Origin of the sequence: Sphingomonas sp. 10B4 (assembly GCF_035019905.1) — a bacterium.
In the GTDB taxonomy this organism is placed as follows: domain Bacteria; phylum Pseudomonadota; class Alphaproteobacteria; order Sphingomonadales; family Sphingomonadaceae; genus Sphingomonas; species Sphingomonas glacialis.
Genome location: NZ_JASJVC010000026.1, coordinates 36,538 through 47,228, shown reverse-complemented (window position 1 = coordinate 47,228; position 10,691 = coordinate 36,538). Strand labels below are relative to the sequence as shown.

Annotated in this window: 13 protein-coding genes; 9 read left to right on the top strand and 4 right to left on the bottom strand. The window is 66.1% G+C overall.

Annotated features, from left to right (window positions below; all coding sequences use genetic code 11):
• Window positions 1-560: IS3 family transposase (locus QN347_RS09885; RefSeq protein ID WP_323494020.1), on the top strand; the 560-nt coding region annotated here is incomplete at its 5' end.
• Window positions 561-796: 236 nt separating this feature from the next.
• Here QN347_RS09885 and QN347_RS09880 read toward each other — a convergent pair.
• Entirely contained in the window at window positions 797-1,555 is a 759-nt protein-coding gene (locus QN347_RS09880; RefSeq protein WP_322160256.1) for a GcrA family cell cycle regulator, read from the bottom strand.
• 63 nt (window positions 1,556-1,618) lie between these two features.
• On the opposite strand from QN347_RS09880, the gene QN347_RS09875 reads away from it, so the two are divergent.
• From QN347_RS09875 to queE, 8 genes are all read left to right on the top strand, one after another.
• Complete coding sequence (locus tag QN347_RS09875; protein ID WP_133189749.1) at window positions 1,619-2,467, top strand: ABC transporter permease; 849 nt, start codon at window positions 1,619-1,621, stop codon at window positions 2,465-2,467.
• A gap of 53 nt (window positions 2,468-2,520) precedes the next feature.
• Complete coding sequence (locus tag QN347_RS09870; protein ID WP_322160254.1) at window positions 2,521-3,219, top strand: hypothetical protein; 699 nt, start codon at window positions 2,521-2,523, stop codon at window positions 3,217-3,219.
• Between the two features lie 108 nt (window positions 3,220-3,327).
• The gene (locus QN347_RS09865) at window positions 3,328-4,527 is read left to right on the top strand and encodes an aspartate aminotransferase family protein (protein WP_322160252.1); all 1,200 of its coding nucleotides are present in this window, start codon (window positions 3,328-3,330) and stop codon (window positions 4,525-4,527) included.
• 157 nt (window positions 4,528-4,684) lie between these two features.
• Window positions 4,685-5,602 (top strand): ornithine carbamoyltransferase, encoded by a 918-nt coding sequence (gene argF, locus QN347_RS09860; RefSeq protein WP_322160250.1) that lies wholly within the window; start codon window positions 4,685-4,687, stop codon window positions 5,600-5,602.
• A gap of 117 nt (window positions 5,603-5,719) precedes the next feature.
• Window positions 5,720-6,634 (top strand): Hsp33 family molecular chaperone HslO, encoded by a 915-nt coding sequence (locus QN347_RS09855; RefSeq protein ID WP_189675374.1) that lies wholly within the window; start codon window positions 5,720-5,722, stop codon window positions 6,632-6,634.
• 91 nt (window positions 6,635-6,725) lie between these two features.
• A complete protein-coding gene (locus tag QN347_RS09850) occupies window positions 6,726-7,157 on the top strand; it encodes a DUF3617 domain-containing protein (RefSeq protein ID WP_133189739.1) in 432 nt (143 codons plus the stop codon).
• 180 nt (window positions 7,158-7,337) lie between these two features.
• Complete coding sequence (gene queC, locus QN347_RS09845) at window positions 7,338-8,048, top strand: 7-cyano-7-deazaguanine synthase QueC (protein ID WP_133189737.1); 711 nt, start codon at window positions 7,338-7,340, stop codon at window positions 8,046-8,048.
• A gap of 4 nt (window positions 8,049-8,052) precedes the next feature.
• A complete protein-coding gene (queE, locus tag QN347_RS09840) occupies window positions 8,053-8,685 on the top strand; it encodes a 7-carboxy-7-deazaguanine synthase (protein WP_322160247.1) in 633 nt (210 codons plus the stop codon).
• Between the two features lie 21 nt (window positions 8,686-8,706).
• Here the strand turns inward: queE and QN347_RS09835 are convergent, their stop codons facing one another.
• The 3 genes from QN347_RS09835 to lipB form a co-directional block, all read right to left on the bottom strand.
• The gene (locus QN347_RS09835) at window positions 8,707-9,384 is read right to left on the bottom strand and encodes a hypothetical protein (protein ID WP_322160245.1); all 678 of its coding nucleotides are present in this window, start codon (window positions 9,382-9,384) and stop codon (window positions 8,707-8,709) included.
• A gap of 162 nt (window positions 9,385-9,546) precedes the next feature.
• Entirely contained in the window at window positions 9,547-9,807 is a 261-nt protein-coding gene (locus tag QN347_RS09830) for a hypothetical protein (protein ID WP_189675372.1), read from the bottom strand.
• 88 nt (window positions 9,808-9,895) lie between these two features.
• Window positions 9,896-10,579, bottom strand: coding sequence for a lipoyl(octanoyl) transferase LipB (lipB, locus tag QN347_RS09825; RefSeq protein WP_322160243.1), 684 nt, complete (start codon window positions 10,577-10,579; stop codon window positions 9,896-9,898).
• Window positions 10,580-10,691 lie beyond the last annotated feature (112 nt).

Here is a 10,691-nt window from a genome sequence, read left to right as displayed (position 1 = left end):
GCCCGCTGGACAAGGTGAACCGCCAATTTCGCGTCACCCGACCCAACGCGCTGTGGGTAGTTGACTTCACATACGTTCACACCTGGGCGGGCTTTGTATACGTCGCCTTCGTGATCGACGCCTACGCCCGGCGGATTGTCGGGTGGAAAGTCAGCACGGCACCCACAGCCAACTTCGTTCTGGACGCGCTGGAACAGGCGATCCACGCCCGCAAGCCTGGTCCAGCAGACGGCCTGATCCACCACAGCGACCGTGGCGTGCAATACCTTGCTATGAATTATACCCAGCGTCTGGCCGAAGCCAAGCTGGTGCCATCGGTCGGCAGCGTCGGCGACAGCTATGACAACGCCTTGGCCGAGACCATCAATGGCCTCTACAAAGCCGAAGTCATCTGGCGGCAAAGGTCGTGGCCAGGCGTGTCAGCGGTGGAAATGGCAACCCTGCGGTGGGTCGATTGGTTCAACAACCATCGCCTGTTCGGCCCAATCGGATACATCCCACCCGCCGAGGCCGAAGCCAATTACTATGCAGCCCTTGAGAACCTGGATATGGTTGCATGACTCAAACCAAATAGCCTCTAGGAAACCCGGGACGGTTCAATACCACTCCGCATCCCCGATGACTCGCACGCCAAAACGTCGACGGGAATCCCTAATCGGACTCAAATGTAAGGCGAGAACCACTAGGAACCGCGACGCGTCACTCCGGGCGTTTCCCGGGGTGACGAACGCAAGCAAACAAAAAGGGGCGCCCGGCATCTGCCGGGCGCCCCTTTTTCGTAACGCTTCGCGTGCGTTCAGCGCGCGCGCGGCCCGCCGAACGGGAGCGGCGGGGCAGGGCGGCGATCGCGGCGCGGAAGCTGCGCCTGATACGCGTGGCCGCAATGCCCGACGCAATACGGGAAACCGGGGTTCACCTTCTCGCCGCAGAAGTGGAAGTCGGGTTCGCCCGGGTGGCCGATCGGCCATTTGCAGATCTTGTCATTGAGATCGAGCAAGGTCGTCTTGCCCGCCATTTCGGCCGAGGGCTTGGCGGGTACGAGGCGGCGCGGCGGCGCTGGCGTGATCGGCGCTTGCTGCTCGCCGGGTGCCTGGCGCAGGAAGCCGCCGGGGCCGACCGAGCGCAGGATCGGGGGCGCGGGACGCGCGACGACGGGGGCTGCGTCAGCCTCGTCGGTGTCGTCGTCGCTATCGGCCTCGACCGCGACCTCCTCTTCTTCCTTGTCTTCGATCTCAGCGACCGGGGGCGCTGCGACGACCGCCGGGCGCGGGGCAGGCGGCGCTGGCTTGGGTGCGGGTGCGACCGGGGCCGCTGCCTTGGGCGGTGCTACTGGTGCGGGCGCGGGTGCCGGCGTCGGTGCGGGCGCGGCGGCGGCGGTTGCCGCTGCCTCGTTCGGCTTGACCGGCGAGGGGCGCGACTGCAGGCCAAGGCGGTGCGCCTTGCCGATGACGGCATTGCGGCTCACGCCACCGAGTTCCTCGGCGATCTGGCTTGCGGTCTGGCCTGCTTCCCAGCGCTTGCGCAGCGTATCGATGCGTTCGTCGGTCCAGCTCATTCAATTTTCCCAATCGTCATGCCGGGGTTGCGGGCGGCGGCGGCAGTCTTTAGCGACACCCCCATGAGCAGCCAGCCCCCAATCGGCGAAATTCGTACCCAAATGAACGCTCCCGGCGTTCCGGTCATCCGGAATGTCAATTGGGGCGGTCTTCGAACGCTCTATATCAAGGAGGTGCGCCGTTTCTTCAAGGTGCAGCTGCAGACGATCTGGGCGCCGGCGATCACGACGCTGCTGTTCCTGATCATTTTCACCGTCGCGACGGGCGGAAAGCGCCCGGTGATGGTCGGCGGGGTCGCGGTTCCCTTCGCTGATTTCATCGCGCCCGGGCTGATCGTGATGGGGATGCTACAGAACGCGTTCGCCAATGCGAGCTTCTCGCTGCTGGTCGGCAAGATCCAGGGGACGATCGTCGATTATCTAATGCCGCCGCTGTCGACCGCCGAGTTGCTCGTCGCGATGGTCGGTGGTGCGGTGACGCGCGCGATTTGCGTGGGGCTTGCCGTGTCGGTCGCGATGGCCTTGTGGCCGGGCGTCCATATCGTGCCCGTCCATCCGCTCGCGATCCTGTGGTTCGGGCTGCTCGGCTCGGCGTTCCTGGCGCTGGTCGGGGTGCTGACCTCGATCTGGGCGGAGAAGTTCGATCATGCCGCCGCCGTCCAGAATTTCGTGATCGCACCGCTGACGCTGCTGTCGGGCACCTTCTATTCAGTTGATACGCTCGCGCCCGCGTTCCGCGCGTTCAGCCATGTGAACCCATTCTTCTACATCATCTCGGGCTTCCGCTACGGCTTCCTCGGCACCGCCGACTCGCCCGTGCTGGTCGGCGGCGCGGTGATCCTCGCGATCGACGTCGCGCTCGGGACGCTGTGCTACGCGCTGCTGCGCTCGGGCTGGAAGATCAAGAACTGAGGCGTTCCGTGTTGCGCGCGCTTGGCGTAGCGCGCGGGCAGAAGGAGTCGGTGATGCGGATCTGGTGCGCGCTGGGAATGGGGCTGCTCGTCGCGGCGTGCGGCAAGGCTGCGCCAAACGCCGTCCCGACGGCGCAAGCCCCGCAGGCACCGCAAGTCCGCATCGCACAAGTCGGCGGGACGGTGTTTGCCGCAACCGTCAGCGGACCCGGCACGGTCGCCGCGCGCGCGGTCGAGGCGATGCCGGGGAGTGCGGCACCGGGGGCGAAGGCCGCCAACGCCGGCTATGCCTTGCTCGCCACGCTGCCCTGGGCGGACGCGGCGCGCATCACGCTCGGCGCAAGCGCGCAAATCCGCTTTCCGGCATTCCACGGCGATGTCGTCGTCGGGCGCGTAATCCGGATCGCGCCGCCCAAGGCGGGCGCATCAGAGGTCGAAATCACCTTGCCGCGTGATTCGCGTTTCGCCGCTGGCCAGTCGGCAACCGCGCGAATTGTCGCGACGGGCGCTGGCACGACGATGCTCGCGGTCCCGCCGAGCGCGATCCTCGGTCCGCATACAGGCGCTGCGGCGGTCTATGTCGTCGATCTGGCAAGCGCGCGCGTCCAAAAGCGCGCGGTGACGCTCGGCGAACAGACGCCCGACGGCATCGGCGTGAGCGCCGGGCTGCAAAAGGGCGAGTGGGTCGCGCTGACGCGAGTCGATCAACTCGGCGACGGCATGAAGATCGCGCCGGTCGGCCCTTCGCAATAGCGTCTTCCCGGCCGATGCCGCGCGGTGTTGCGCTTGCGGCGGCATCTTCGTAAAACGGGATTCGGGCGACCGGTTGGGTCGCCCTTTTGCTTTTTCAGGAGACGGCCCGTGTCGACCCCCGCTTTGATGCCTGTGTACCCGCGGTGCGGCGTACGCCCGGTGCGAGGCGAAGGCTGCTATCTGTACGGCGAGCAAGGCGAGCAATATCTCGATTTCGCCGCCGGCATCGCGGTCAACGCGCTTGGCCACGGCCACCCCAAATTGGTTGAGGCGATTGCCAAGCAAGCAGCAACGCTGATGCACGTCTCCAATCTCTATGGTTCGCCGCAGGGCGAGCATCTCGCGCAGCGCATCGTCGAGAATTCGTTCGCCGACACGGTGTTCTTCACCAATTCGGGCACCGAAGCGGTCGAATGCGCGATCAAGACCGCGCGGCGCTATCATTACGCCAACGGCAATCCGCAGCGCACGACGCTGATCACCTTCAACAACGCCTTTCACGGGCGCACGATGGGGGCGATCTCGGCGACCAACCAGCCCAAGATGCGCGACGGTTTCGAACCGCTGCTGCCGGGCTTCGCCTATGCGCCGTTCAACGATCTCGAAGCAGCCCTCGCGCTGATCGACGATACGACGGCTGGCTTCATGGTCGAGACGATCCAGGGCGAGGGCGGCGTCTCGGCATCCACCACCGAGTTCCTGCAAGGGCTGCGCAAGGCGTGCGACGAGCACGGCCTGCTGCTGGTGCTCGACGAGGTCCAGTGCGGCTATGGCCGGACCGGCAAGATGTGGGCGTATGAACATTACGGCATCACCCCCGACATCCTGTCCTCGGCCAAGGGCATTGCCGGCGGTTTCCCGCTCGGCGCGTGCCTCGCGACCGAGGAAGCGGCCAAGGGGATGGTATTCGGCACGCACGGCTCGACCTATGGCGGCAACCCGCTGGCGATGGCGGCTGGCGAGGCGGTCCTCGACGTGATGCTCGAGCCGGGCTTCCTCGAGCATGTGACCGCGATGGGCGAGCGGTTGCGCGCCTCGGTCGAGCAGATGATGCCGAATTACGACCAGATCTTCGACAGCCTGCGCGGCAAGGGGCTGATGTTCGGGATCAAGCTCAAGGATGCCGTCGTCGCGCGCGATTTCGTGGCGCATCTGCGCGATCATCACGGGCTGCTGACGGTCGCGGCGGGCGAGAACGTCGTCCGCGTCCTGCCGCCGCTGGTGATCGAGGACGCGCATATCGCCGAATTCGTCCAGAAGCTGAGCGACGGCGCGCGCGATTTCACGCCCGTGGCGGTGGCGGCGTGAGCTAAAACTCCCTCTCCCTTTGGGAGAGGGAAGGGGCCCGCTCGGCGCAGCCGAGTGGGAAGGGTGAGGGCAGCGCACGCCAACACCCTGTCCTCACCCTTCCGCGGCTTCGCCGCTCCCTCCCTCTCCCAGAGGGAGAGGGAATTAAGGATTTAGGATGCGTAATTTCCTCTCGCTTTCCGATGCCGGCCCTGACGGCGTGGCCGCGATGCTGGCCGATGCGCTCGACCGCAAGGCGGCGCGCGCCGGCTGGCCCAAGGGCAAGCCCGATGCCGATGCACCGCTCGCCGGCCACACGCTCGCGATGGTGTTCGAAAAGAGCTCGACTCGTACGCGTGTGTCGTTCGACATGGCGATCCGCCAGCTCGGCGGCAGCTCGGTGATCCTCGACTCCGGCACCACGCAGCTTGGCCGCGGCGAGACCGTTGCCGACACCGCGCGCGTGCTGTCGGGCTATTGCGACGCGATCATGCTGCGCACCGACGATCACGCCAAGCTCGAGGAAATGGCGCAGTATGCGACGATCCCGGTCATCAACGGCCTGACCGACGATTCGCATCCGTGCCAGATCATGGCCGACCTGCTGACGATCCTCGAGGCGGGCAAACCGCTCCCCGGGCTCAAGGTCGCCTGGCTCGGCGATGGCAACAACGTCCTCGCCTCGATCGTCGAGGCCGCCGGGCTGATGCAGTTCGACGTCGTCGCGGCGTGCCCGCAAGGGTTCCAGCCCGACGATGCCGTGATCGGCCGCGGCGCGGGGCGCGCGCGCGTCGTCTCGCACCCCGCGGAGGCGGTGGCGGGCGCCGATGTCGTCATCACCGATACCTGGATCTCGATGGGGCAGGCGCATGCCGACACCAAGCTCAAGGCGATGCTGCCGTATCAAGTCGACGCCGCGCTGATGGCGCAGGCCAATCCAGCAGCGGTGTTCCTCCACTGCCTCCCCGCGCATCGCGGCGAGGAGGTGACGCCCGAGGTGATCGACGGGCCGCAATCGCTGATCTGGCCCGAGGCGGAGAACCGGCTCCACGCGCAAAAATCGGTGCTGCGCTGGTGCTTCGGGCAGATCGGTTGAACCCGCGCTGAGCGTCCACCATATCCGTCATCCCGGCGAAAGCCGGGATCTCCTGGCTGTAGGGCGCTCCCGAGCCCCATGAGACCCCAGCGTTCGCTGGGGTGACGAAAGTTTGCGATGACCGATCCGATCACCACCGACACCGACCGCGCGCTCGGCTTCACCATCCCGCAGCGCCATGCGCGCGGCCGCATCGTGCGGCTCGGGCCGGTGCTCGACACCATCCTCGCCGCTCACGCTTACCCGCCTGCGATTGAGGCGTTGCTCGCCGAGGCACTGACGCTCGCCGCGTTGATCGGCTCGACGCTCAAGGATGCCGGCGGTCAGCTGACGATGCAGGCGCAGACGCAGAACGGCATCGTCACGCTGCTGGTGTGCGATTATCGCGGCGGCGAACTGCGCGGCTATGTCCAATACGATGCCGAGCGGCTCGCCGCAGGGCCGGAAGAGCCGAGCCTGTTCGCGCTGTTCGGTGCAGGCTATCTCGCGATCACCTTCGACCAGGCAACCACCGGCGAGCGCTATCAGGGCATCGTCCCGCTCGACGGCAGCTCGCTGAGCGAAGCGGCCGAGCATTATTTCCTCCAGTCCGAACAGATCCCGACGCTAGTGCGCGTCGGCGTCGGTCGCGCGGCGGACGGCAAGCGCGTCGCGGGCGGGCTGCTGCTCCAGCATCTCCCCGAGGGCGAGGATGGCCGCGAGCGGCTCCACACCCGGCTCGACCATCCCGAGTGGGAGCATGTCGCGATCCTGGGTGGGACGATGGCGGCCGATGAGCTTGCCGACCCGGCGCTGCCGCTCGAGACGCTCGTCTGGCGCCTGTTCAACGAGGAGGAGGAAGTCCGCCTCCACGGCGAGACCGCGTTCGCGCGCGGCTGCCGCTGCTCGCCGGATTACATCGCGCAAGTGCTCGGCAAATTCCCGCCATCCGAGCAGCAGGCGATGGCCGATGAGAACGGCGTGATCTTCGTCGATTGCGCGTTTTGCGCGACCAAATTCCCCGTTCCCGCCGCGAGCGAGATCGTTACGTAAACGCATTGTAACAGGCCGGGTGTATCCCCAGATACGCGTCTGGAAGAGAGCCGGCCGTGCGGAGGCGCGCCGCCGGACAGGGATCGATACAATGCAAGTGCGAAACGTGGTGCGCGCGATGATTGCGGGCTTGGCAGCGACGGGCGGCTTGGCCGCCGCAGCGCCAGCGGGCGCGCCGACACTGGCCGCGCTGGCGCGGATCGAACCGGGTGAATGGCAGTTCAAGGCGCTCGATAGCGATGCGCCGCCGCGGTCGATCTGCATCGCCGATGCACGCCCGCTGATCCAGTTCGGGCATGGCAACGCGCAGTGCCAGCACAAAGTCCTGGTCGACGATGCCAATGTCGCGCGGGTGACCTATGTCTGCCCCGGGACCGGCCATGGGCAGACCAGCGTCAAGGTCGCGACGCAGCGCAATTTCAATCTCGAGACACAGGGCATTTTGAGCGGTGCGCCGTTCGACGAGCAATATGAGGCGCGTCGGGTTGGTGACTGCGCGGCAGGTGTCGCGCGCCTTAAGTGATCGCGGTAAAGGTCTTTTCAATCTTTCGGCACTAGGACGGGTTCGTGCAATTCTTGTGAGCGCACGCTTTTCTCCCAATCGCCCAGAGATGGGCATCCCCTGGGCCGCCTAAGGGCGGCCCGTTTTTCTGACGGGGCTATACTTGCGTAATGCGAGGGCGAGGGGTACCCGCGGGAGATTATGACAAACGAAAACATTTCGGCAGCGCCTGCAGGCGCCGCACCGCTTGCGGTCGTCTTGGTCTCAGGCGGTCTTGATTCGATGGTCGCGGCGGCCTTTGCGCGCGAGGCGGGCTATCGGCTGCTCGCGCTGTCGGTCGATTATAATCAACGGCATCGGCTCGAGCTCGCTTCGGCACGGCGGATCGCGCATGTGCTTGGCGCCGAGCGACACGTCATGTTGCCGCTCGATCTCGCGGCGTTCGGCGGATCGGCGCTGACCGCCGATATCGACGTGCCCAAGGACGGCGTCCAGCCGGGGATCCCGGTGACCTATGTGCCGGCGCGCAACACGATCTTCCTCAGCCTTGCGCTCGGCTGGGCCGAAGCGGCGGGCGCGCGCGATCTGTTCATCGGCGTCAATGCGCTCGATTATTCGGGCTATCCCGATTGCCGTCCCGAATTCATCGCCGCGTTCGAGGGGCTCGCCGAACTTGCCACCAAGGCAGGCGTCGAGGGAAGCCCGTTCCGCATCCATGCGCCGTTGCAGGACATGACCAAGGCCGACATCGTCCGCGAAGCGGCGCGGTTGAAGATCGATCCGGCGCTCAGCTGGTCGTGCTACGACCCCGCGCCCGGTGGTTTGCATTGCGGCGTGTGCGACAGCTGCCGGTTGCGCAAGAAGGGCTTCGCGGAAGCCGGGTTTCCCGATCCCACCGCCTACGCGGTCTGAGCCGATGTCGTACGCGGTCAAGGAAATGTTCCTCACGCTGCAGGGCGAAGGCGTGCAGGCCGGGCGGCGCGCGGTGTTCGTCCGCTTTGCCGGGTGCAATCTGTGGTCGGGGCGCGAGCAGGACCGCGCGAGCGCGATTTGCCGCTTCTGCGACACCGATTTCGTCGGGACCGACGGCGCGGGCGGCGCGAAATTCGCCGATGCGGTCGAGTTGGTCGCGGCGGTCGCGGACTTCTGGGGTACGGACCCGGCGCATCGCTTCGTCGTGCTCACCGGCGGCGAGCCGATGCTGCAAGTCGACGATGCCTTGGTCGACACGCTCCACGCCGAAGGTTTCGAGATCGCGATCGAAAGCAACGGGACGCTCGCGGTACATCCCGGGATCGACTGGGTGTGCATCAGCCCCAAGGCCGGGAGCGAAGTTGTCCAGCGCAGCGGCGACGAATTGAAGCTCGTCTGGCCGCAGCCGGGCAGCGATGTCGCCGAGCTCGAAAGCTGGGACTTCGCGCATCATCTGATCCAACCGCTCGACAGCATCGCTGCCGAGGCCAATCACGCCGCCGCGATCGACCTCGTCATGGCGCGCCCGCAGTGGCGGCTGACGTTACAGGCGCACAAGGCGCTGGGCCTGCGCTGAGGCAGGCCCTGACGCGCCGCGTCAGCGGAACGTCGTCGTGAATTCCCCGCACTTGCGCTGGAGCCAGGTGCCGCGCTTGTCCCAGCACGCGTCGTCGAGCCGCGGCAGTGACAGCCGCGTGTCGACGCGGACGCGGCGCGCGAAGCGTTCCTCGCCGAACGGGATGAGCGCATTGCGCAGCGAACTCATGTCGCGCACCGCGACCTTGTACAGCTCGCCGCGCGGTGCGTAAGCCGCATCGGTCGCGACGGCTGCCGCGGTCTGGCAGAAGCCCAGCTGCGCGTTGACCGTGGTGAACGCCGAATAGGTCTTCGTGCCATAGCGGTCCATCGCCGCCTGGCCGGGCTTGAGGCCCTTGTTTACGCGCGTGAAATATTTGGTCAGGATGTCGAGCGACTTCTTGAACTCGTCCTTATGATTGATCACCGAGATGTTGTAATTCTCGACCGTCAACAGGCTCGGTTCGAACTGGCACTGCAGCGCCGCGACGTTGAGTGCCGAGCGCATGTTCCACACGAGGTTCGCCCGAACTTCCTCGTCGGTTGCACCCGGCAGCGTCGGCAGGCCGGGCTCGTCGCCGCGGATCGGTGGGCCACTGAAATCATGCGGTTTGAAAAAGAACTGTGCCGACGCAGGGGTGACGGCGAGGGCGGCGCCCGCGATTGCGGTGATCGCAGCCAGTTTACGCAACACGGTCATTGAAAGCCTCTCGTTAACGATGCTGCGATTACGGCTTTTTGACGCGCAACCCAACTCTTTTCGTTTCATCGCATGCCGATGCCCGGGCGTTCTGCGCTGGAATCGAAAGGGCCGCCCGGTTGCCCGGACGGCCCTCGCGATAATCGTTCCCTGACGGGAAGATTACATTGCGTTGGTGGTGGTCGTGGTCGTGGTGTTCGAGGTCATCATGGTGTCGTTTGCCATCATGCCTTCGTTGCCAGCGGCGTCGGTCGACGTCATCGTGTCGTTGGTCGTCGCGCCCATCGTGTCGGTCGAGTTCATGTCGGTGACCATCGTGTTGTCGGTCGTCGTCGTCTCGGTCTTCGGGGTGCATGCCGAAATCGCGATCGCCGCAACAGCGATCATCGAACCAGCAGCGACCTTGGAAATGAATGCACGCATTGGAAAGCTCCCTAGATAAATGGTTGGTTGGCCTCGAGACCTTTAATACCCAAACCGTGGTGGACATTAGTCCGGAAACGCCTGACCCTCAAGCCCAGTTTTGTTGCCTGATAGAATGAGTTTGCAGGAACGCTGCAAGGCGCAACGCCAAGGCTGCGTCAAAAGTTGCATAATCGGTCGGCCGGCCGAGCATCTCGGCGCTGGTCACCGCGAAGTCGGGGAGGCCGCAAGGCACGATCCCGCCGAAGTGCGCGAGGTTGGGCGAGAGGTTGACCGAAAAGCCGTGGAGCGTCACCCAGCGCCGAACGCGCACGCCGATCGCCCCGATCTTGGCCTCGGCCGGGTCGCCGCCGAGCGGGCCAGCGATGTGCGTCCAGATGCCGACGCGGCCCGGCGCACGGAAGGCGGTGATGCCGAGATCGCCGAGCGTGTCGATCACCCAGCCTTCGAGACCGTGGACGAACTGGCGCACGTCACGCCCGCGCTTGTTGAGATCGAGCACGACATAGCCGATCCGCTGCCCGGGGCCGTGATAGGTGTAGCGCCCGCCGCGCCCGGTCTGGACGACGGGGAATTGCGGGTCGCGCAGTTCGCTCGGGTCGGCGCTCGTCCCGCCGGTGTAGACCGCAGGATGTTCGAGCAGCCAGATCAGCTCGCGCGCTCGGCCTTCGACCACCGCCGCGGCACGCGCCTCCATCTCGGCGAGCGCCTCGGCGTAGGGGACAGGCGCGGGGGAGATGCGCCATTCGATGTCGTCGCGAAGATCGGTCACCTGCGCGATGTGGCCCGGCTGCAGGCCGGACGCAAGTGATTGGCAAGCGCGGCGGCGTCGGTCTAAGAGCGGGCGCGCGGTCGGGGCCGCGCGGCGAAGCGGGGAGGAACGA